This is a genomic window from Streptomyces sp. NPDC059092, assembly GCF_042756365.1.
Classification (GTDB): domain Bacteria; phylum Actinomycetota; class Actinomycetes; order Streptomycetales; family Streptomycetaceae; genus Streptomyces.
Map to the genome: position 1 here is coordinate 133,354 of NZ_JBHZEJ010000001.1, position 20,225 is coordinate 153,578.

The 20,225-nt window shown below is 71.2% G+C and carries 19 protein-coding genes; 13 read left to right on the forward strand and 6 right to left on the reverse strand.

Annotated elements, in window-relative coordinates:
• Positions 1-299: 299 nt before the first annotated feature.
• Complete coding sequence (locus tag ACFXPL_RS00525) at positions 300-1,901, forward strand: hypothetical protein (RefSeq protein WP_384910104.1); 1,602 nt, start codon at positions 300-302, stop codon at positions 1,899-1,901.
• 141 nt (positions 1,902-2,042) lie between these two features.
• On the opposite strand, the gene ACFXPL_RS00530 is transcribed toward ACFXPL_RS00525, so the two are convergent.
• Positions 2,043-3,257 (reverse strand): amidohydrolase family protein, encoded by a 1,215-nt coding sequence (locus ACFXPL_RS00530; protein WP_384910107.1) that lies wholly within the window; start codon positions 3,255-3,257, stop codon positions 2,043-2,045.
• A 102-nt stretch (positions 3,258-3,359) separates the two neighbouring features.
• On the opposite strand from ACFXPL_RS00530, the gene ACFXPL_RS00535 reads away from it, so the two are divergent.
• Positions 3,360-3,827 carry a MarR family winged helix-turn-helix transcriptional regulator gene (locus ACFXPL_RS00535; protein WP_384910110.1) on the forward strand — a complete coding sequence of 156 codons (468 nt, stop codon included), beginning with the start codon at positions 3,360-3,362 and terminating at the stop codon, positions 3,825-3,827.
• A gap of 42 nt (positions 3,828-3,869) precedes the next feature.
• Here the strand turns inward: ACFXPL_RS00535 and ACFXPL_RS00540 are convergent, their stop codons facing one another.
• On the reverse strand, positions 3,870-4,205 hold the full coding sequence (locus ACFXPL_RS00540; RefSeq protein ID WP_384910113.1) for a hypothetical protein: 336 nt from the start codon (positions 4,203-4,205) through the stop codon (positions 3,870-3,872).
• Positions 4,206-4,344: 139 nt separating this feature from the next.
• On the opposite strand from ACFXPL_RS00540, the gene ACFXPL_RS00545 reads away from it, so the two are divergent.
• Both ACFXPL_RS00545 and ACFXPL_RS00550 read left to right on the forward strand, forming a co-directional pair.
• The gene (locus ACFXPL_RS00545; RefSeq protein WP_384910116.1) at positions 4,345-5,154 is read left to right on the forward strand and encodes a helix-turn-helix domain-containing protein; all 810 of its coding nucleotides are present in this window, start codon (positions 4,345-4,347) and stop codon (positions 5,152-5,154) included.
• Positions 5,132-5,371 (forward strand): DUF397 domain-containing protein, encoded by a 240-nt coding sequence (locus tag ACFXPL_RS00550; RefSeq protein WP_384910119.1) that lies wholly within the window; start codon positions 5,132-5,134, stop codon positions 5,369-5,371. Before ACFXPL_RS00545 ends, ACFXPL_RS00550 begins: the two co-directional genes overlap by 23 nt.
• Here ACFXPL_RS00550 and ACFXPL_RS00555 read toward each other — a convergent pair.
• Together ACFXPL_RS00555 and ACFXPL_RS00560 are read right to left on the reverse strand one after the other, a co-directional pair.
• Positions 5,328-6,341 (reverse strand): GNAT family N-acetyltransferase, encoded by a 1,014-nt coding sequence (locus ACFXPL_RS00555; protein ID WP_384910122.1) that lies wholly within the window; start codon positions 6,339-6,341, stop codon positions 5,328-5,330. The genes ACFXPL_RS00550 and ACFXPL_RS00555 overlap by 44 nt on opposite strands.
• 61 nt (positions 6,342-6,402) lie before the next feature.
• Complete coding sequence (locus ACFXPL_RS00560) at positions 6,403-6,969, reverse strand: TetR/AcrR family transcriptional regulator (RefSeq protein ID WP_384910124.1); 567 nt, start codon at positions 6,967-6,969, stop codon at positions 6,403-6,405.
• 151 nt (positions 6,970-7,120) lie between these two features.
• Between ACFXPL_RS00560 and ACFXPL_RS00565 the strand changes: the two genes are divergently transcribed.
• The 3 genes from ACFXPL_RS00565 (at position 7,121) to tesB (ending at position 10,339) form a co-directional block, all read left to right on the forward strand.
• Positions 7,121-8,059 carry an NmrA/HSCARG family protein gene (locus ACFXPL_RS00565; RefSeq protein ID WP_384910127.1) on the forward strand — a complete coding sequence of 313 codons (939 nt, stop codon included), beginning with the start codon at positions 7,121-7,123 and terminating at the stop codon, positions 8,057-8,059.
• Positions 8,060-8,227: 168 nt separating this feature from the next.
• Positions 8,228-9,385, forward strand: coding sequence for an acyl-CoA dehydrogenase family protein (locus tag ACFXPL_RS00570; RefSeq protein ID WP_384910130.1), 1,158 nt, complete (start codon positions 8,228-8,230; stop codon positions 9,383-9,385).
• 9 nt (positions 9,386-9,394) lie between these two features.
• Positions 9,395-10,339 (forward strand): acyl-CoA thioesterase II, encoded by a 945-nt coding sequence (gene tesB / locus ACFXPL_RS00575; protein WP_384910133.1) that lies wholly within the window; start codon positions 9,395-9,397, stop codon positions 10,337-10,339.
• Between the two features lie 30 nt (positions 10,340-10,369).
• On the opposite strand, the gene ACFXPL_RS00580 is transcribed toward tesB, so the two are convergent.
• Complete coding sequence (locus tag ACFXPL_RS00580) at positions 10,370-11,149, reverse strand: phosphatase (protein WP_384910135.1); 780 nt, start codon at positions 11,147-11,149, stop codon at positions 10,370-10,372.
• Between the two features lie 244 nt (positions 11,150-11,393).
• Between ACFXPL_RS00580 and ACFXPL_RS00585 the strand changes: the two genes are divergently transcribed.
• On the forward strand, positions 11,394-11,879 hold the full coding sequence (locus ACFXPL_RS00585) for a peroxiredoxin (protein WP_384910138.1): 486 nt from the start codon (positions 11,394-11,396) through the stop codon (positions 11,877-11,879).
• Here ACFXPL_RS00585 and ACFXPL_RS00590 read toward each other — a convergent pair.
• Positions 11,866-12,528 (reverse strand): TetR/AcrR family transcriptional regulator, encoded by a 663-nt coding sequence (locus ACFXPL_RS00590; protein ID WP_384910141.1) that lies wholly within the window; start codon positions 12,526-12,528, stop codon positions 11,866-11,868. The genes ACFXPL_RS00585 and ACFXPL_RS00590 overlap by 14 nt on opposite strands.
• A gap of 265 nt (positions 12,529-12,793) precedes the next feature.
• Here ACFXPL_RS00590 and ACFXPL_RS00595 point away from each other — a divergent pair, with 265 nt between their 5' ends.
• The 5 genes from ACFXPL_RS00595 to ACFXPL_RS00615 all read left to right on the forward strand — a co-directional run bounded on the left by ACFXPL_RS00595 (position 12,794) and on the right by ACFXPL_RS00615 (position 20,001).
• Positions 12,794-14,395 (forward strand): carboxyl transferase domain-containing protein, encoded by a 1,602-nt coding sequence (locus ACFXPL_RS00595; RefSeq protein ID WP_384910632.1) that lies wholly within the window; start codon positions 12,794-12,796, stop codon positions 14,393-14,395.
• Between the two features lie 28 nt (positions 14,396-14,423).
• A complete protein-coding gene (locus tag ACFXPL_RS00600) occupies positions 14,424-16,625 on the forward strand; it encodes a biotin carboxylase N-terminal domain-containing protein (protein WP_384910144.1) in 2,202 nt (733 codons plus the stop codon).
• Positions 16,622-17,668 (forward strand): hydroxymethylglutaryl-CoA lyase, encoded by a 1,047-nt coding sequence (locus tag ACFXPL_RS00605; RefSeq protein ID WP_384910147.1) that lies wholly within the window; start codon positions 16,622-16,624, stop codon positions 17,666-17,668. Before ACFXPL_RS00600 ends, ACFXPL_RS00605 begins: the two co-directional genes overlap by 4 nt.
• Before the next feature lie 4 nt (positions 17,669-17,672).
• The gene (locus tag ACFXPL_RS00610; protein WP_384910150.1) at positions 17,673-18,833 is read left to right on the forward strand and encodes an acyl-CoA dehydrogenase family protein; all 1,161 of its coding nucleotides are present in this window, start codon (positions 17,673-17,675) and stop codon (positions 18,831-18,833) included.
• A 247-nt stretch (positions 18,834-19,080) separates the two neighbouring features.
• On the forward strand, positions 19,081-20,001 hold the full coding sequence (locus ACFXPL_RS00615) for a siderophore-interacting protein (RefSeq protein WP_384910153.1): 921 nt from the start codon (positions 19,081-19,083) through the stop codon (positions 19,999-20,001).
• The last annotated feature ends 224 nt before the right edge of the window (positions 20,002-20,225 follow it).

The following is a 20,225-nucleotide window of genomic DNA, read 5'->3' on the forward strand; positions in this document are numbered from 1 at the left end:
ACACGTATGCGCCGACACGCGTTCCCCTTTCCACGGATTCGGCCCCGCCCCGACGGTGTTCACCTTGCCGCAGCACCCGCTTCACCTGGCCTTTCACCGTCCGACACCGCAGGACCCAAAGGGTCCGCGCAGCCTGGCGAATTGGGGTCCTGACTGGGTCCCGGGGCCCAAGCCGTCGCAGTTCCCCGCTCCGTAGCGTTCGGTCAGGACCGAATCGTCAGCGGGGGATGAGAGGCAAGGACATGCGGAGGAACGGTTGGAGACGCCCCTCATTCTCCCGGGCCGGTGGGCAGACATCGGTGGAATATCTCGGTCTGCTCGGCATCGTGGTGAGCCTGGTGCTGACCCTGGCGCTCACGCCGGTCGGAACCCAGGTGACCGGTGGACTCCACCGTGCGATATGCCAGTTGGTCGACAAAGGCCCTTGCCCGTCGGGCCCGGGTTCCGAGAACGGCGGGGACAGCGCGCTGCCGGATCCGGACGGCACCGGCTCCGGGGACGACGGAGTGTCGACGCTGCCGGGGCCGGGTGACGGGGACGACAAGACGAAGGCCGAAGATGTGGCGTTCGAGCCCGACAAATGCATCCTGGCGTCGGAGACCGACAAGCAGAAGACCGTGATGCGCATTCTGTTCATCAAGATCAGTTCCAGCAGTGAAATGAAGGTCACCCAGTGGTCCGACGGGTCGGTCACCCTCGATTCCACGGGAACGGTGCAGGGCGGGGTGGAGGGCGGGATCGACTTCCCCGGGCTCAAGAAGTGGGGCGGCAGCGCCTCGCTGAGCGGTAGCTACACCAAGGGCGGTGGTGGCGGCGGGCGATGGCTGTTCGACGGGCACCAGAGCGACGACCCGCAGAAGGACCTGGAGAACAACTACAACGACGCCAAGCAGTTCGCGGAGTACCTGAAGGGCGCCGCGAAGTGCAACAGCGGTCCGCCCCGGGCGTACGGCACCGAACTGGGCATGATCTGCAACCACTCGAACGAGAAAAAGCTCCCGAAGTTGGAGCCCGACCGGCAGCCCGACCTCGACATCACCAAGACGACCAGCGAGAAGTCCGGTGACGTCAAGTTCGGCAAGAGCCTCAGGACGGGCAAGGAGAACAAGAGCGTCGGCCAGCTCACCGGCAAGGGCGCCCAGGGCACCTGGATGAACGACACCCTCGTCATGCGCGGCAACGGCGAGATCACCTTCGTCTACACGATGGAGATCAACGGCCGGATCGGCAACGCCTATCAGGGCGAGGGCAGCCACATGCAGCAGTTCTACGTGACGTACAACGCGGAGGACTACGACAAGGAGGAGAAGGAGGGCAAGGCACACCGCCCGACCAGGCTCAGGATCTCCACGGCCGAGCGCGGCATGAGCGGCAACCCGGGCGTCGACATACGCGGTTCGGTACCGGCGGGACCGTTCACCATGCATGTCGAGGGCGGCGGCGGAAAGACCGACACCGAGGTGCACACCGAGGTGGCGGAGCTGGACCTGAAGGACCCCAAGGACAGCGAGACCGTCGAGAACTACCTGCGCAACGGGGAGGACGGCGGCGACAGCGGGATCAAGCAGATCCACAACGCGGGCATCCCCTCCCCGCACTCCGCCTCCGAGCCGCTGGACTCCGACGCGACCCCCTTCGAGACGCTGCTGCACGACAAGGGCAAGCTCAGCAGCCTCGACTACAAGGTCAACATCGACTGGTGGAAGGCCGGCTTCGCGCTCAGCCTGGGCACGTCCCTCCACAAGCTGAGCACGGGCTTCAAGCTCTTCGGCCTGGAGACCAGCCACGAGCACGAGGAGCAGAAACTGATCGGCGACCCGACCTACGCGGGCGCGCCCCGCGAGGACGGAAACCGCCCCTGGCTCCCGTTCAAGAAGTGCAGCTCGGTCAAGCCGGTCTGACTCCCGCCGGACACACGGGCGGCATCCACCTGTTCGAATGCCGGGCATGCCCGGACAGGCCCTTCGAGTACCGCTCCGACTGCTCCTGAACACGGGGCCTGGTCGAGTGGATGGGGGGCGGGATCCGGGGAGGGACCTCGGTCATGCCGCCAGGCGGCTGCCGCGCCGCCAGACGGCACGGGTGTTGAGGGTGTCGCCGATGTTGCTGGTCGGGTCGCCGTCGACCAGCAGGAGGTCGGCCCGGAGGCCCTCGGCGATGCGGCCCCGGTCGCTGAGGCGGAAGCGGCGGGCCGTGGTCGCCGTGGCCGCGCGCAGGGCTCGTGCGGGTGTGAGGCCGGCCGCCACCAGGTACTGCAATTCGTGGTGCAGGCTCGCCCCGTGCGCCAGGCCCCCGAAGAACGTCTCGGGCATGGAGACGTCGGTGCCGGCCAGTACGTCGACACCGGCGGCGTCCAGCGCGCGCACGGTGTCGTACACGTCGTGGAGCTTGCCCTGCGGGAAGCGGTTGTAGCTGGAGCGCAGGGTCCGGTCCCAGTCGGCGTCGAGACGTGCGGCGACCCGGGGGTCGTCGGCGAGTTCGCTGCCGTCGATCCCCATCATCGAAGCGTTGAGAGTGACGCAGGGGATGACGAACATGCCCGCGTCCTTGATCAGGGCGATGATCTCGGCGGTGTGCGGCTGGTCCATGAACACGTGGGTGACGCCGTCGACGCCGGCTTCGGCGGCCGTCCTGGTGGCCTCCACGGTGAGCGCGTGGGCCACGGTCAGGGCGCCGTACTTCTTGGCCTCGGCGACACCGGCGTGCACAGTGGCCCGGTCGAGCACGGGCAGCCCGGGGTGTCCCTCCACGCTGCCGTCGTCGATCATGAACTTGATGAAGTCGGAGCCCCGGGCGAGGAGTTGCGGCACGAAGGCGGCGGCCTCCTCGGGCGTGGTGGAGAACGGCATCAGGGGCATCACCGGGGGAAGGTCCCACTTGGGCCGGAACCCCTCGGGCATCAGCTCGCTCGGGTGTCCGCCGGGCGGTGTGATGGCGAATCCGGAGGAGCGCACGTCGGCCTGTGTGTCGTCGTCGGTGATGGCCCCCCGGTTCTCCCGGGTGTTCATCCCCTGCATCTCCAGTTCGGTCGTCACCCCGAACCGCAGGGCGAGCGCCAGGGAGCCCGGGGCGGAGTGCACATGGGCGTCGATGAGTCCCGGCAGCAGTGTGGCACCACTGCCGTCGACGATCTCGCTGCCCTGCGGAGCCTCGCCACCGACACGGGCGATCCTCCCGCCGTCGATGACCACGGTCCGCACGCCGACCGACCTCTCCCCGTCGAAGATCTGCGCGTTGGTGATCGCGGTGAGCGCCATGACGGTCCGCCTCATTTCGTGGTTCGTTCAAGATTTACATACCCAATGCTATGCACTTGTTGAATGGTATGCAAATGTGCCGGCCGGGCCTAGACTCGGCACATGAGCAGCACGCCCCTCTCCGAGCAGCCCCCCGACGACCCGGCGCTGGATCAGATCGGCCCGTCACTGTCCCGTCTGCGGCGACGCGCACCGGCATCGGGCAAGGACCTCTCCCGCAACCTCGTGCTCAACGTCATCGCCGACGCGCCGGGCGAGACGACCGTCGGCGGGCTCGCCGCCGAGATGGGCGTCGCGCAGCCGGTGGCCAGCCGGACCGTCGCGGCCTGCATAGCGGACGGGCTGCTGCGGCGGGCGGCATCCCAGTCCGACGGACGCCGCACCGTGCTCGAACTCACCGAGCACGGCGAGGCCGAACGCAACCGCTTCGCCGCCGAACAGCGAAAGGCGTTCCTGGAGATCACCGTCGCCTGGTCACCGGAGGAGCGGACCCAGTTCGCACGACTCCTGACCCGGTACGGAGCCGACGCCACCGCCTGGTCCAGGAGACAGGCCGCACACCGCGATTGAACGAGCAGCGCCCCGCAGGGCCGACCGACCGGCAGCCGGGGGTCACCCCTCGGAGTCCTCCGCATCGGGACACGGAGGCTCCGGAATACGGGCACCCCTGCTCTCCGCCACCCGGCAGACATCGCGCAACGCCTCGGACATGCGGGCCGCGAGGAAGCGGAGCTGTACCGAGGTGGTCCTGGAGTCGGCGAGCATGTCGGCCGCGTGGCCCAGGATTTCAGCAGCCATGTCGAGCTGCGCATCCTCCATCTCGTCGGCCATCCGGGAGATGTAACCGTTCCCGCCACCGGCGAGATAGCACGGCTTGCCATCCTCACCGGACCACGGAAGCAGGCGCAACGCCTCCCCCGAGCCATTGAGGGCAGACACACTGAACACGTCGTCAACTCCTGTTGCTTGAAGGGCACGCCCCACAGGAATGCCCTGTGTAGCGATTCCCTCACACAGTGCGACCGCGCTCGCTAGGCTCGCCAGAGGATTGCAGGTGACACCGCGTCTGTCGCAAGGGAGTCGGCACATGGGAAGCATCTACGGCGATTGGCTCAAGGAACAGCGAGTAGCGGCGGGGCTGACGCAACAGGAACTGGCGGACGCCGCGATCATGACTCGTTCGCACATCTCGCACATCGAGGCCGGGCGCCGTGTCCCGTCCAAAGAGGACGCGCAGCGGCTCGACAGGGCCCTGAATACGGGGAATGTGCTGCGCAGCTTTCTGCCACGAGACGACTCGGTTGTCGCCGATCGATTCGAGGTCGCACGACAACTCGAACAACAAGCCACCACAATCCGTGAGTTCGCGCTGTCCCTCGTGCCTGGAATTCTTCAGACCGAACGCTATATGCGCGCGGTTCTCGACACGGCTTCGCCGCCTTGGAGCAAGGAGGAGTGCGACAGGATCGTCGTCACGCGGCTGGGGCGGGCCAAAATCCTCGACTCCCCGGTAACCCCCGTAGTGTGTGCCCTGCTTGACGAATCGGTGCTACGTCGTGCAGTCGGCGGGCCGGAGGTCATGGCAGAGCAGATGAACCACATCGTGCACTTGGCGGAGGTTCGACGCGTACGGATTCACGTGCTGCCGCACAGCCTGGGGGCCCACCCGCTCCAGCAGAGCATGCTGTCGCTGATGTGGTTCGAGGATCAACCGCCCGTGGCGTACTCCGAAGCCATTTACATGGCCAAGCTTCACGATGACCCCACCATGGTCGAACGGATCCAAGCGGCCTACGCTCTAGCGCTGGGCGACGCGCTGCCCACAAGGGAATCGCTTGCCCTGCTCAGGGCAGCAGCAGAGGAATACGGACACAATGACCGAGATGACCGCCCCTGACGCCACCGGCACAAACCGCTGGCGCAAGTCGTCCTACAGCGGAAACGACGCGGACAGTTGCCTCGAAGTACTCGACAACCACCCCTCCGGTGTCCCCGTCCGCGACTCCAAGACCCCGCACGCCCCCGCCCTCCTCTTCCCCCAGGCGCCCTGGATCTCCTTCGTGGCCGCCGTCAAGAGCGAGGCGTTCCCCGGCCGAGCGGGCGCGCGTACGTGACGGCTTCGCGGGTCGCCGCGAAGCCTGACCTCTCGTACATGCCCAGCGCTCCCGACGGGTTGTCCGTGTCGACGGTCAGCGACACCGTGTCGTAACCGGCGTCGCCCGCCGTGCGCAGGACGTCCGTCAGCAGTGCCTGCGCCGCGCCCCGGCCGCGCCAGGAGCGGCGTGTTCCGAGGTAGCCGACGTGGCAGTCGCGGCTGCCCGTCGCGGCCGTCTCCGCCTCGCTCTCCTCCGCGAGGAGGTACGCCACGACCTCGTCGCCCGCGATCAGCAGCCGGGACATCGCGGGCCGGAACGAACCGGCGCCGGTGACCCAGGTGCGCCAGTCGGTGGCGTCGAACGGGGTGAAGTTCCAGTGGTCGCGGAACGCGTCGTTGTGGGCCAGCCGGGTGGCCTCGTCGTACGCCGCCTCGAACGCGGCCAGAAGGGTGCCCTCCGGGGCGGGCCGGGGCTCCGGGCGGTTGTCGCCGGTGGTCGCCGGCTGCTTCATGTCGAACCACCAGCGGCACGGCCGGAAGCCGTGCCGCTGGGCGAGTCTCAGCAGCCCCGGGTCCCCGGCCAGCCCGTCCAGCAGCAGTTCGCCGCGTAGGGCTGAGAGCTGGGCGTCCTCCTGGAGGCGGGCTTGCGCGCGGGTCTCCAGCCAGTCGACCAGCCGGGTTCCGATGCCGTGCCGCCGCCGGTCGGGGTGGACCGCCGCGTCACCCTGGAAACGGGCCACCTCCGGTGCGCCGTGCGGTGTGTGCAGGACCGCGTACGCGACGAGGCGCGACCCGCTCCACAGGCCCAGGCTGTCCCGGGCCGGGTCGAGCTTGGGGTCCTCCAGCACCTCGACGAGGTCTTCGGCGCTGACGTGCTCGCCGGTCCGGTCGACGCTCTCGATCTCCGCGCGGAGTGCCTGCCAGACGGCGACGGAGCCCTGGTCCAGGGGGCGGGCCTCCAGGTCGTCCGCGATGTGCTGTCGCGCCATGTCCATGGTCCTTTCGCGGATCTTCGCCGCCCCGGTTTCACCGTATTTCACGCGCGCGCCCTCAGCTCTTCGGGCTGAGTCCCGCCACCGTCAGGCCCAGCAGCCGGTGCGCCTCGGCGGCGGGGTCCTGGTGGTGTTCCGTGGCCCAGACGATGCCGGCGATCAGGGTGAGCAGGTCGGCGACGGTCAGGCCGGGCGCCACCGCCCCGTCCCGTTCGGCGCGGCGCAGGAGCGGGTCGAGCGCCTCGGTGAACTTCGCCGCGCAGGCGTTCAGGTGCGCGGCGTCGGCGGAGATCGGCGCGTCGGGGGTCAGGGCGACGGCCAGGCCCCGGGCCGAGGCGGCGTACGCGGTGACGGCGGTCAGCCACTCCAGGAGCGCGGCGCGGGCGTCGGGCGAGCCGGACAGTTCGTGGGCGCGGACGCACAGGGCGTCGAGCCGTTCGTGGAAGACCGCGTCCAGGAGGGCGCGGCGGCTGGGGAAGTGCCGGCGCACGGTGGCGGATCCGACGCCCGCGACGCGCGCGATCTGCTCCAGGGAGGCGTCGGCGCCGTGCTCGGCGACCTCAGCCTCGGCCACGGCGAGGATCCGCGCGTAGTTGCGCCGGGCGTCCGCGCGCTGGACGGGCATGGCGTCATCTCCGGGGTCGTCGAGTGGGGTCGCTCAGCGGGAGTTGCTAAGTGGCGGGGCCCTCCGTATCTTACCGAAGAAGAAACGGCGGGCCCCGCCGTTTAGCATCGGCGCCGGTCACGCGCCGGCCGCCCCCTGCCCGAGGAGTGCCATGTCCGCAGATGCCGTACCCACCGGATCCACTCCCGTCCTGGTCACCGGCGCCACCGGCCGGCAGGGCGGCGCCACCGCCCGCGCGCTGCTCGCGGCGGGCGTCCCCGTCCGGGCGCTGGTCCGCGACCCGGCGACCGCGCGGGCGAAGGCCGTCGAGGCGCTCGGGGCCGAGCTGGTCACCGGTGACCTCCTCGACCGCGCCTCCGTGACGAGGGCGGCCGAAGGGGCCCGCGCCGTCTTCTCCGTACAGATGCCCGCGATGAGCGAGGACGGCATCGACTTCGAAGACGAGCTGACCCAGGGCGTCAACCTGATCGAGGGCGCGAAGGCCGCCGGGGTGGAGCAGTTCGTGCACACCTCCGTCTCCGGCGCCGGGCAGCACACCGAGGCCCCCGGCTGGGCCGAGGGCCGCTGGGCGGCGATGGAGCCGTACTACACCACCAAGTCCGGGCTCCAGGACCGGGTGCGCGAGGCGGGCTTCGCACACTGGACGCTCATCAAGCCGGGCTTCTTCATGGACAACTTCCTGCCCTCCATGGCGTTCCTGTTCCCGCGCGGCGTCGCGGGCGGCCTGGTGAGCGTCGTGAAGCCGGGGACCCGCCTGTCGCTCGTCGCGGTCGGCGACATCGGCCGGGCGGCAGCCGCCGCCGTCGCCGAGCCGGAGCGGTTCGACGGGGTGGAGCTGGAGCTGGCGAGCGACTACCTGACGATGACGGACATCGCGGCGGTCCTCTCCCGGGTCCTGGGTACGGAGCTGACCGCGCCCGACATGACCGAGGAGCAGGCGCTCGCGGCCGGGATGCCGGCGATGGGCGCCGGGCACGAGTTCATGAACGTGGCAGGCCAGCCGGCCCGCCCGGAGTTCGCGCGGGCCCTCGGCATCCCGCTCACCCCCTTCGAGAAGTGGGCGCGGGACCACATGCGGGCCACCGCGTGACCGGTGGACGCCATCTCCGCCTCTGGACACCCGAACGAACCCCCGGGTAACTTGGGCCTGAGCAACCGCTTAGATTCGTGAACCGTAACCACCCATTGAGCAACCCCGACGGCGAGCAACCGCGTCCGCGAGAGCGGCGGCGGTTTAGCCGCAAAGGAGGGCTTTCCCGTGCGCCGTACCGTTTACAACGAGGACCACGAGGCGTTCCGGGAGACCATACGGGCCTTCGTCGAGGCCGAGGTCGTCCCGGTGTACGACGAGTGGTACGCGGCGGGGCAGGCGCCCCGCGACTTCTACTACACCCTCGGTGAGCTGGGCATCTTCGGGATCGAGGTGCCCGAGGAGTACGGCGGCGCCGGCGAGGAGTCCTTCAAGTTCCAGGCCGTCATCACCGAGGAGTGCGCGCGGGCCGGGGTCTCCTTCGGGGGGTCGGGCGTGCATGTCGCGCTCTGTCTGCCGTATCTGAAGGCGTACGCCACCGAGGAGCAGAAGAAGCGGTGGCTGCCCGACTTCGTCAGCGGCCGGACGATGTACGCGATCGCCATGACCGAGCCCGGCACCGGCTCGGACCTGGCCGGGATGAAGACGACGGCCAAGCTCTCCGAGGACGGTACGCACTACGTCCTCAACGGCGCGAAGACGTTCATCACCGGCGGTGTCCACGCGGACCGCGTCATCGTCTGCGCGCGGACCGCCGCGCCGACGCCCGAGGACCGGCGGTACGGGATCTCGCTGCTGGTCGTGGACACGAAGGCGGAGGGGTACGCGGTCGGCCGCAAGCTCGACAAGCTGGGCCTGAGGACCTCCGACACCGCCGAGTTGTCCTTCACCGATGTGAAGGTGCCGGTCGGGGATCTCCTCGGGGAGGAGAACAAGGGCTTCTCCTACCTCGGCCAGAACCTGCCGCAGGAGCGCCTGGGCATCGCCATGGGGGCGTACGCACAGGCCGCTGCGGCGGTCCGGTTCGCACAGGCGTACGTGCAGGACCGTACGGTCTTCGGCAAGAGCGTCGCGTCCTTCCAGAACACCAAGTTCGAGCTGGCCGCCTGCAAGGCGGAGGTGGACGCGGCGGAGGCCGTCGTGGACCGCGCGCTGGAGGCGCACGACCTGGGCGAGCTGTCCGCCGCCGAGGCCGCCTCGGCGAAGCTCTTCACCACCGAGGTCGCGCACCGCGTGATCGACAAGTGCCTCCAGCTCCACGGCGGCTACGGCTACATGAACGAGTACCCGATCGCCCGCCTGTACGCGGACAACCGCGTCAACCGGATCTACGGCGGCACCAGCGAGGTCATGAAGATGATCATCGCCAAGTCGATGGGGCTGTAAGCCACACCGATGAACGACGTCCCCGGCTCTCCGGACGCTCCGACCACACCGGACGCCCCGGCGGCTCCGGACGCTCCGGACGCCCTGTCCGCGCTGCTCGATCTGCTCGACCTGGAGCGGATCGAGCAGGACATCTTCCGCGGACGCGGCTCCTCCGCGTCCGCGGTCGTCCCGCGCGTCTTCGGCGGGCAGGTCGCCGCCCAGGCGCTGGTGGCCGCGGGCCGTACGGTCCCCGCCGACCGTACGGCCCACTCCCTGCACGCGTACTTCCTGCGGCCCGGCGACCCCGGCGCGCCGATCGTCTACACCGTCGACCGGATCAGGGACGGGCGCTCCTTCACCACGCGGCGAGTCGTCGCCGTCCAGCACGGCCGGCCCGTTTTCCATCTCTCGGCGTCCTTCCAGACGTACGAGGAGGGGCTCGATCACCAGTCGGAGATGCCGGGGGCGCCGGATCCGGAGACGCTGCCGACGGGCGCGGAGCTGCTGCCCCGGTACGCCGACCGGTTCGTCCACCCGGGCGTGGTGGACCGGCTGCTGGAGGCGCGCGCGGCGGTCGATCTGCGCTATGTGGACGCGCCGCCGTACGCCGGGGTGGGGGAGCCGCGCGAGCCGCGCTCCCAGGTGTGGTTCCGTACGGCGGGGAAGCTGAGCGACGATCCCCTGCTGCACGTCTGTCTGGCGACGTACGTCTCCGACATGACGCTGCTCGACTCGGTGCTGCTGGCCCACGGGCGGGGAGGCTGGACGGTCGGGGACGTGGTGGGGGCGAGTCTGGACCACGCGATGTGGTTCCACCGGCCGTTCCGGGCGGACGAGTGGCTGCTGTACGACCAGCAGTCCCCGTCGTCCTCGGGCGGGCGCGGGCTGGGGCAGGCGCGGATCTTCACCCGGGACGGCAGGCTGGCGATCTCGGTGATCCAGGAGGGTCTGATCCGGGTACCGCGCGACTGAACCGGCCGTCCCGCCCCGGGGGCGGCGCCGTCAGAGCAGCCCCGCCGCGTCGAGCAGGTAGGCCGTCATCGGGTCGTAGAAACGCGGGTCCGTCACATGGTCGTCCAGCGGGACCGTCACGCTGAGCGTGCCCTCCGCCTCGCCGAGGAAGAGCGCGGGGTCGTTGCAGTCCGCGTACCCCATCGAGTCGAGCCCGCGCTGTCCCGCGCACCCCGCCCAGCCGTGGTCGGCGACCACCAGATCGGGCTGTGGTCTGCCGTCGCGCTCCAGGCCGTCGAGGATCGCCCGCATCGGCTCCGGGGAGTGCGTGTGCCACAGGGTGGCACCGCGCTCCAGCACCGCGACATCGGCGAACTGGAAGACCATGCCCTCGTCCGCCGTGAGCCCGGCGGGGATCGTGACGATCTCGCACCCCGCGGCCCGCAGGGCGTCGGCGGTCTGCCGGTGCACGTCGAGCAGCCCGCCCGGGTGGCCGGTCGCGAAGAGGACGCGCTCCTTGGCGGCGGCGGCCTTGCGCAGCCGGGCGGCCATCCGCTCCAGGGCGTCGACGGTCAGCTCGGGGTCGATGGTGTCCTGGCCGGCGCGGTGCTCCGGGTCGTCGCTCACGCCGCAGCGTTCGGCCATCACGGCGAGCACGTCCTGCTCGTCGGTCCAGCGGTCGCCCAGCTCCAGGCCCAGCCAGTAGTGGCGGTCGCCGTTGGCGAGCTTGCGGTAGTGGCGGAGGTTGTTGTCGCGGGGCGTGGCGACATTGCCCGCGATGTGCGTACGGACGAGGTGGTCGACGAGGGCGGGGCGGCTCGGTATCGGCATGTGCCCATTGTGCCGTCAGGTCCGCTGCGCCGTCAGGTCCGCTGTGCCGTCAGGACCGCTGTGCCGTCAGGACCGCACGGCGCGCCGGGGGCCCGCGCCCCGGGGGCCGGCCTCCCCGGCAATCCGGCGGGACCCCGGCGCCGAATGCCCTGCGGGTAGTGGTCCACTGTCCGTAGCTCCGTCCGTACATCTGTACGTCCGTCCCACCTCAACGCTCGACCCAACCCTCAACCGGGAGTGTTCTGTGGCAGCTTCACCCGATCTCGGCCGTCCCGTAGAGCCCTTCACGCTGCCGGGCGGCGTGTTCGACGGCGACACCTTCGTACGGCGGGAGTACCGGCTCGAAGAGCGTCAGGGGCATCCGCTGGTCCTCGCCTTCTACCCCGGGGACGACACCACCGTCTGCACCAAGCAGCTCTGCTCCTACTCCAGCGGCCTGGAGACGTTCACGGACCTGGGGGCCGAGGTCTGGGGCGTCAGCCCGCAGGACGTCGACAGCCATGAAGCCTTCGCACGTAAGTACGATCTGCGGATTCCGCTGCTCGCCGACACCGACCGGTCGGTCGCGAAGGCGTTCGGGGTGGCCGCTCCCGGGATCGGGGTGCGCCGGTCGGTGTTCCTGATCGCGCCGGACGGCTCGCTGCACTGGAAGCACGTCGCGCTGCTCGGGGTGACCTTCCAGCCCGTGGAGACCCTGGCCAGGGAGCTGTCGGGGCTCAAGGCCGTCTGAAGCGCTCCGCCTCGTCACCGACGGCGCCCTCGTCGCCCAGTGCGGCGAAGGCGCCGTGGGCCAGGCGTCGCAGCAGCGCCTCCGTCTTGGCGCGGCCGGGCAGGCCGCCACCGTACGAGCCGAGGTGCGGCGTCGAGTTGAGCAGCCCGAAGACGGCGTGCACGGCGCCGCGCGCCTGCGCCTCCGGTACGCGTGGGTACAGCTCCCGCACGACCGTGACCCACAGCTCCACGTACTGCCGCTGGAGCTGACGCACCAGCTTGCGGTCGCTGTCCCTGAGCCGGTCCAGCTCGCGGTCGTGGAGGGTGATCAGCGGGCGGTCGTCCAGCGCGAAGTCGATGTGCCCGTCGATCAGCGACGCCAGCAGCGCGGCCGGATCCCGGCCCTCCCCCGTAACCCCCGCGGCTCCGTCCGCCTCCCTGACCCGCAGCCGCCCGCCGTCCAGCAGCCGGCCGCTGATGCCGACCAGCAACTCGGCGAGCATGGCGTCCTTGCCCGCGAAATGGCGGTACAGACCCGGTCCGCTGATACCGACGGCCGCCCCTATCTCGTCGACGCCCACGCCATGGAAACCACGCTCGGCGAAGAGGCGCGCGGCCTGCTTGAGGATCTGTTCGCGGCGGGTCGGCGCGGCGGTCCGGGTGCTCATGGGAAATCATTCTAGACAGGGCCGTTAGCGATCGTTAACCTGGGTGACGTGAGGTTAACGCTCACTAACGTCTGGGCAGGTACACGTGGGCGGACACGTGGGCAGGTACACGTGGGCAGCGACCTGCGCGGACGGCAGGGGCGGTACGGGCGGAAACACGCGGGCCGGAGCGAGGGAGCTACCAGCGATGCAGCAGCCGACGAGGCGGGTGACCGGGCGGGCGGCGGTGCGGGAGGCCGCACGGCCGGCGGCGCAGCGGGCCCCCGTGCTGACCAGTTCCGCCGACCCGGCGTCCGCGGTCTGGAAGGCCAACGAGGTGGCGCACGGCGCGCTGGCCGACGCGCTGCGCGCCCGGCTCGGCGCGGCCCGGCTGGGCGGCGGCGAGAAGGCCCGCGCCCGGCACACCGCGCGCGGGAAGCTGCTGCCGCGCGACCGGGTGGACGCGCTCCTCGACCCCGGTTCGCCCTTCCTGGAGCTGGCGCCGCTGGCCGCGGAGGGGATGTACGGAGGGGCCGCCCCGGCCGCCGGGGTGATCGCCGGGATCGGCCGGGTCAGCGGCCGTGAGGTGGTGATCGTCGCCAATGACGCGACGGTCAAGGGCGGCACGTACTACCCCATGACGGTGAAGAAGCATCTGCGCGCCCAGGAGGTGGCCCTGGAGAACCGGCTGCCGTGCCTGTATCTCGTCGACTCGGGCGGCGCCTTCCTGCCGCTCCAGGACGAGGTCTTCCCGGACCGGGACCACTTCGGGCGGATCTTCTACAACCAGGCCAGGATGTCGGGCGCCGGCATCCCGCAGATCGCCGCCGTCCTCGGCTCCTGCACGGCGGGCGGGGCGTACGTCCCGGCGATGAGCGACGAGGCGGTGATCGTGCGCGGGCAGGGCACGATCTTCCTGGGCGGGCCGCCACTGGTGAAGGCGGCGACGGGCGAGGTGGTCACGGCGGAGGAGCTGGGCGGCGGCGAGGTCCACTCCCGTACGTCCGGGGTGACCGACCATCTCGCGGAGGACGACGCGCACGCGCTGCGGATCGTGCGCACCATCGTCTCGACGCTGCCCGCGCGCGGGGCGCTGCCCTGGTCGGTGGAGCCGGTCGAGGAGCCCGCGGTGGATCCGGCGGGGCTGTACGGCGCGGTGCCGGTGGACTCCCGTACGCCCTACGACGTGCGCGAGGTGATCGCGCGGGTGGTGGACGGCTCGCGGTTCGCCGAGTTCAAGGCCGAGTTCGGTACGACGCTGGTGACGGGGTTCGCGCACGTCCACGGCCATCCGGTCGGGATCGTCGCCAACAACGGCATCCTCTTCTCCGAGTCCGCCCAGAAGGGGGCGCACTTCATCGAGCTGTGCGACCAGCGCGGCATCCCGCTGCTCTTCCTCCAGAACATCTCGGGCTTCATGGTCGGCCGGGACTACGAGGCGGGCGGGATCGCCAAGCACGGCGCCAAGATGGTGACGGCTGTCGCGTGCGCGCGGGTGCCGAAGCTGACGGTCGTGGTCGGCGGTTCTTACGGAGCGGGCAACTACTCGATGTGCGGCCGGGCCTACTCCCCCCGCTTCCTGTGGATGTGGCCCAACGCCAAGATCTCCGTCATGGGCGGCGAGCAGGCCGCCTCCGTCCTCGCGACGGTCAAACGGGACCAGATCGAGGCGCGCGGCGAGGAGTGGGGCTCCGAGGACGAGGAGGCGTTCAAGGACCCGATCCGCGCGCAGTACGAGACCCAGGGCAACGCCTACTACGCGACGGCGCGCCTGTGGGACGACGGCGTGATCGACCCGCTGGAGACCCGCCAGGTGGTAGGTCTCGCCCTGACCGCGTGTGCCAACGCCCCGCTGGGTGAAGCGGGCTTCGGCGTCTTCCGGATGTGAGAGGGCGATGGTGAGGGTGGGAGCAGGAATGTTCGACACGGTCCTGGTGGCCAATCGCGGCGAGATCGCGGTCCGCGTGATCCGTACGCTGCGCGCCCTCGGCGTGCGGTCGGTCGCGGTGTTCAGCGACGCGGACGCGGACGCCCGCCATGTGCGCGAGGCGGACACGGCGGTACGGATCGGGCCCGCGGCGGCGTCGGAGAGCTATCTCCGCGCCGACCGGCTGCTCGAAGCGGCGGCGCGTACGGGCGCGGAGGCGGTCCACCCGGGGTACGGCTTCCTCTCGGAGAACGCGGCGTTCGCGCGGGCCTGCGCGGAGGCGGGGCTGGTCTTCATCGGGCCGCCCGCCGCCGCGATCGAGCTGATGGGCGACAAGATCCGGGCGAAGGAGACCGTACGGGCGGCGGGCGTCCCGGTGGTCCCCGGCTCCTCGGGCAGCGGGCTGACGGACGCCCAGCTGACCGAGGCGGCGGCCGGGATCGGGATGCCGGTGCTGCTGAAGCCGTCGGCGGGCGGCGGCGGCAAGGGCATGCGGCTGGTGCGCGCGGAGGCGGCGCTCGCCGAGGAGATCGCCGCGGCGCGGCGCGAGGCGCGCTCCTCCTTCGGGGACGACACGCTGCTGCTGGAGCGGTGGGTGGACCGGCCGCGCCATATCGAGATCCAGGTCCTCGGCGACACGTACGGGAACGTGGTGCATCTCGGCGAGCGCGAGTGCTCGCTCCAGCGCCGCCACCAGAAGGTGATCGAGGAGGCCCCGTCCGTCCTGCTGGACGCGGCGACGCGCGCGGCGATGGGCGCGGCGGCGGTGCGGGCGGCGCGCTCGTGCGGCTACACGGGGGCGGGGACGGTCGAGTTCATCGTCCCGGGCGACGACCCCGCGTCGTACTTCTTCATGGAGATGAACACCCGCCTCCAGGTCGAGCATCCGGTCACGGAGCTGATCACCGGCCTCGACCTGGTGGAGTGGCAGCTCCGGGTGGCCGCCGGGGAGGAACTCCCCCTCGCCCAGGAGGACATCACCTTCACCGGCCACGCGGTGGAGGCCCGGATCTACGCGGAGACGGTGTCCGTGAAGGAGGGCAGCCGGGGCTTCCTGCCCTCCGGGGGTACGGTGCTGGCGCTGCGCGAGCCGCAGGGCGGCGGAGTACGGACGGACTCGGGCCTGGCGGTCGGCACGGAGGTCGGCAGTACGTACGACCCGATGCTGTCGAAGGTCGTCGCCCACGGCCCGGACCGCGCCACGGCGCTGCGCACCCTGCGGGCGGCCCTCGCGGACACGGTCACGCTCGGCGTCCCGACGAACGCCGGGTTCCTGCGCCGGCTGCTGGCCCATCCGTCGGTGGTCGCGGGCGAGCTGGACACGGGGCTGGTGGAGCGCGAGATGGCCGGCCTGGTCCCCGACGGGGTGGCGCCGGAGGTGTACGCGGCGGCGGCGGCCGTCCGCCAGGCGGAGCTGGAGCCGGGCGCGGCCTCGGGAGCGGCCACGGGGTGGGTGGATCCCTTCTCCGTACCGAACGGCTGGCGGCTGGGCGGCGCGCCCGTGCCCGTACGGCACGCGCTGCGTGTCGCGGGACATGAACCCGTTACCCAGGAGGTGTCGTCCTCGGACGTGTTCCGGGTGGAGCCCGGCCTCGTCACCGTCACCCTGGACGGCGTGACCCACACCTTCCACCGGGCGGGGCACTGGCTCGGCAGGGACGGCGAGAGCTGGCACGTACAGGACTTCGATCCGGTGGAGGCGGCGCTGCGGGGCGCCGGGGCGGCGGGCGGCGTGGACGCGCTGACCGCGCCCATGCCGGGGACGGTCACCGTCGTGAAGGTGGGCGTCGGGGACGCGGTCGTGGCGGGGCAGAGCCTGCTGGTCGTGGAGGCGATGAAGATGGAGCACGTCATCTCCGCCCCGCACGACGGGACGGTCGCCGAACTGGAGGTCGCCCCCGGCGCCACGGTCGCCATGGACCAGGTGCTGGCCGTCGTCACCCCGGCCGGGCCACCCCGGGAGCCGGTCACCGAACCGGCCGACCCGCCGGTGCCCGACCTACCGGCGTCCGACCCACCGGTGTCCGCCGTACCGACTTCCGGCGCGGAGGCGTCCGGGGCGTCCGGGTCCGGCGCGGAGGCGTTCGGCGCATCCGTCTCCGGGGCATCCGGGGCATCCGGGGCATCCGGGGCATCCGGGGCATCCGGGGCATCCGGGGCATCCGGGGCCGGCGTACAGGAGGGGCCATGACCGACGGGCTGCCCATGGCCGTTCCCGCGCAGGGGCTGCCGCCCCGGGTGCGTATCCACGAGGTGGGCGCGCGGGACGGGCTCCAGAACGAGAAGGCCGTCGTACCGACCGAGGTGAAGGCCGAGTTCATCCACCGGCTCGCGCACGCCGGGCTGACCACCATCGAGGCCACCAGCTTCGTCCACCCGAAGTGGGTGCCCCAACTGGCCGACGCGGAGGCGCTCTTCCCGCTGGTGGCGGATCTCCAGGGCGAGGTGGCGCTCCCGGTCCTCGTGCCGAACGGGCGGGGTCTGGACCGTGCGCTGGCGCTCGGGGTCCGCCGGATCGCCGTGTTCGCCAGCGCCACCGAGTCCTTCGCCAAGGCCAACCTGAACCGGACCGTGGACGAATCACTCGCGATGTTCGCGCCGGTCGTCGCCCGCGCCCGTGACGAGGGGATGCGGGTCCGGGGCTATCTCTCCATGTGCTTCGGCGATCCGTGGGAGGGGCCGGTCCCGGTCCACCAGGTCGTCGGCGTCGCCAAGGCGCTCAGGGACCTCGGGTGCGACGAGCTGAGCCTCGGCGACACCATCGGGGTCGCCACCCCCGGCCATGTCCAGTCCCTGCTCGCCGAGTTGAACGAGGAGGGCGTGCCCACCAGCGCCCTCGCCGTGCACTTCCACGACACCTACGGCCAGGCGCTCGCCAACACCCTCGCCGCGCTCCAGCACGGCGTGACGACGGTGGACGCGTCGGCGGGCGGTCTGGGCGGCTGCCCGTTCGCCAGGAGCGCCACCGGGAACCTCGCCACCGAGGACCTGGTGTGGATGCTCGAAGGTCTCGGTGTGGAGACCGGTGTCGATCTCGGCCGGCTCACCGCCACCAGCGTCTGGCTGGCCGGGGAGCTGGGCCGCCCCAGTCCCTCCCGTACCGTCCGCGCGCTGGCGGGCCGGACGGCGTCCGCCACGGTCCAGTCCCCCACCTCCCAGTCCCCCACCTCCCAGTCCCCCACCTTCCAATCCCCCACGGCCCGGTCCGCCACGGCCAGGTCCCCCAAGGAGTGACCCGATGCCCCTGGACCACCGCCTCTCCGTCGAACACGAAGAACTGCGCCGCACCGTGGAGGAGTTCGCCCGCGAGGTGGTCGCGCCCAAGATCGGCGACTTCTACGAGCGGCACGAGTTCCCGTACGAGATCGTCCGCGAGATGGGGCGGATGGGGCTGTTCGGGCTGCCGTTCCCGGAGGAGTACGGCGGCATGGGCGGCGACTATCTCGCGCTCGGGATCGCGCTGGAGGAGCTGGCGCGCGTCGACTCGTCGGTGGCGATCACCCTGGAGGCCGGGGTCTCGCTGGGCGCCATGCCCGTGTACCGGTTCGGCACGGAGGAACAGAAGCTCGCGTGGCTGCCCCGGCTCTGCTCGGGCGAGATGCTGGGCGCGTTCGGGCTGACCGAGCCCGACTGCGGTTCCGACGCGGGCGGTACGCGCACCACGGCCGTGCGTGAGGGCGACCAGTGGGTGATCAACGGCACCAAGTGCTTCATCACCAACTCGGGGACGGACGTCACGGGCCTGGTGACCGTCACCGCCGTCACCGGCCGCAAGGCGGACGGGCGTCCGGAGATCTCCGCGATCATCGTCCCGTCCGGCACCCCCGGCTTCACGGTCGCCGCCCCGTACTCGAAGGTCGGGTGGAACGCGTCGGACACCCGGGAGCTGTCCTTCTCCGACGTACGGGTCCCACTGGCGAACCTGCTCGGCGAGGAGGGCCGCGGATACGCCCAGTTCCTGCGGATCCTGGACGAGGGCAGGATCGCGATCTCCGCGCTGGCGACGGGACTCGCACAGGGGTGTGTGGACGAGTCGGTGACGTACGCCCGGGAGCGGCACGCCTTCGGCCGGCCGATCGGCGCCAACCAGGCGATCCAGTTCAAGATCGCGGACATGGAGACGCGCGCGCACATGGCGCGGATCGGCTGGCGGGACGCTGCCTCGCGGCTGACGCACGGGGAGCCGTTCAAGAAGGAGGCGGCGATCGCGAAGCTGTACTCGTCGACGGTCGCCGTGGACAACGCCCGTGACGCCACCCAGATCCACGGCGGCTACGGCTTCATGAACGAGTACCCGGTGGCCCGGATGTGGCGCGACTCCAAGATCCTGGAGATCGGCGAGGGGACCAGCGAGGTCCAGCGGATGCTCATCGCCCGGGAGTTGGGCCTGCCGGACTAGGGCGTGTTTCGAAAGTCCCGCCTGGCCCGCGACGCTCGGTGGGGGCCGGCCGAGCGGCGCCCTGATCTTCCGCGTCCGGGTGACGGACGCACCCTGGGATACTCGGTGAGGTTAGGCTAACCTACCTCCGAATGAGCAACCTGGCCGTGACAGGCCGTACCCGCCGCCCAGGGAGGGAAACCGTCATGCCCACAGACTCCGGTCCGGCCCAGGCAACCGAAACCGCGAGGAAGGTCGGCTGACCCCCATGAAGACGGCTGAGACAGCCCCGTTCCGTTTCTTCTCCCTCCAGGTCGTACGGACGCGGCGCCTCGGTCCGTCCCTGGTCCGCGTCACCTTCGGCGGCCGGAACGGCGGCGATCTCGCCGAGTTCTCCGCCGGGGGCCGCGACCAGAGCCTGTCGCTCTTCCTCCCGCACCCGGGCCAGACCGCGCCCGTCGTGCCGGTCGAGGAGGGGGAGGGCTGGTGGACGGCCTGGCGGGCGCTGCCCGACGACGTACGGGCCGTGATGCGCTCATACACCCTGCGGGAGCAGCGCCGCGGCCCGGACGAGGTCGACATCGACTTCGCGCTGCACGCCGACGGCGGCCCCGCGTGCCGCTGGGCGGGCCGGGCGTCGCCCGGTGACCAGGTGCTGGTGCTGGGGCCGGCGGTGGCGGACAACACGGCGGTACGGTTCCGGCCGCCGGCCGACGCCGACTCCGTACTGATCTGGGCCGACGAGACGGCGCTGCCCGCCGCGTCGGCCATTCTGGAGTGGCTGCCCGCGGGCCTGAAGGCCGACGTCTGGATCGACGTGCCGCACACCGCGGACCGGCAGCCGCTGCCCACCGCCGCCGACGCCAGGATCACCTGGCTGGTGCGGGACGAGGGCGCGCCGTCCGCGCTGGAGGCCGTACGCGCCTTCGAGCCGCGCGGGAGCGCCCCGTACGCGTGGATCGCCGGAGAGTCGGGCACGGTCAAGGCGTTGCGCCGCCACCTCGTGCACGAGCGGGGCGTCGACCGGCGCCGGGTGACCTTCGTCGGCTACTGGCGGCTCGGGCTGAGCGAGGAGCAACTGCGCGAGGCGGCGGGCGAGTCGGCCAGAGCAGCCGCCAGGGACGCCGCCGAGAAGGCGGCCGGGGAGAGGGGCGCGCGGGTCGCCGAGGCCGCGCGGGCCGCCGCGTAGCTCCGTACGCCTACAGCCGCACGTGCGGCTACGCGCCGCCGTTGCCGTACTCGCACACGTCCCAACGCACCACAGGTACACCCTCGTCGCACCGATGGCGGGCGGGGCCGGTTCGATGCGGGATTGAAATGTGAAGTTAGGTTAGGCTAACCTAACTACGCCTCATCACGCCCTACCCCGTACCCCGTGAACCCCCGTACCCCCTGAACCCCCGCACCCCCACA

Excerpts from the sequence above, each read along its gene's own strand:
- ACFXPL_RS00530 (WP_384910107.1), bottom strand. The coding sequence starts at position 3,257 with ATGGCGCTCACCGCGATCACCAACGCGCAGATCTTCGACGGGGAGAGG.
- ACFXPL_RS00535 (WP_384910110.1), top strand. The coding sequence starts at position 3,360 with ATGAGCAGCACGCCCCTCTCCGAGCAGCCCCCCGACGACCCGGCGCTG.
- ACFXPL_RS00545 (WP_384910116.1), top strand. The coding sequence starts at position 4,345 with ATGGGAAGCATCTACGGCGATTGGCTCAAGGAACAGCGAGTAGCGGCG.
- ACFXPL_RS00550 (WP_384910119.1), top strand. The coding sequence starts at position 5,132 with ATGACCGAGATGACCGCCCCTGACGCCACCGGCACAAACCGCTGGCGC.
- ACFXPL_RS00555 (WP_384910122.1), bottom strand. The coding sequence starts at position 6,341 with ATGGCGCGACAGCACATCGCGGACGACCTGGAGGCCCGCCCCCTGGAC.
- ACFXPL_RS00560 (WP_384910124.1), bottom strand. The coding sequence starts at position 6,969 with ATGCCCGTCCAGCGCGCGGACGCCCGGCGCAACTACGCGCGGATCCTC.
- ACFXPL_RS00565 (WP_384910127.1), top strand. The coding sequence starts at position 7,121 with ATGTCCGCAGATGCCGTACCCACCGGATCCACTCCCGTCCTGGTCACC.
- tesB (WP_384910133.1), top strand. The coding sequence starts at position 9,395 with ATGAACGACGTCCCCGGCTCTCCGGACGCTCCGACCACACCGGACGCC.
- ACFXPL_RS00580 (WP_384910135.1), bottom strand. The coding sequence starts at position 11,149 with ATGCCGATACCGAGCCGCCCCGCCCTCGTCGACCACCTCGTCCGTACG.
- ACFXPL_RS00590 (WP_384910141.1), bottom strand. The coding sequence starts at position 12,528 with ATGAGCACCCGGACCGCCGCGCCGACCCGCCGCGAACAGATCCTCAAG.
- ACFXPL_RS00600 (WP_384910144.1), top strand. The coding sequence starts at position 14,424 with ATGTTCGACACGGTCCTGGTGGCCAATCGCGGCGAGATCGCGGTCCGC.
- ACFXPL_RS00605 (WP_384910147.1), top strand. The coding sequence starts at position 16,622 with ATGACCGACGGGCTGCCCATGGCCGTTCCCGCGCAGGGGCTGCCGCCC.
- ACFXPL_RS00610 (WP_384910150.1), top strand. The coding sequence starts at position 17,673 with ATGCCCCTGGACCACCGCCTCTCCGTCGAACACGAAGAACTGCGCCGC.
- ACFXPL_RS00615 (WP_384910153.1), top strand. The coding sequence starts at position 19,081 with ATGAAGACGGCTGAGACAGCCCCGTTCCGTTTCTTCTCCCTCCAGGTC.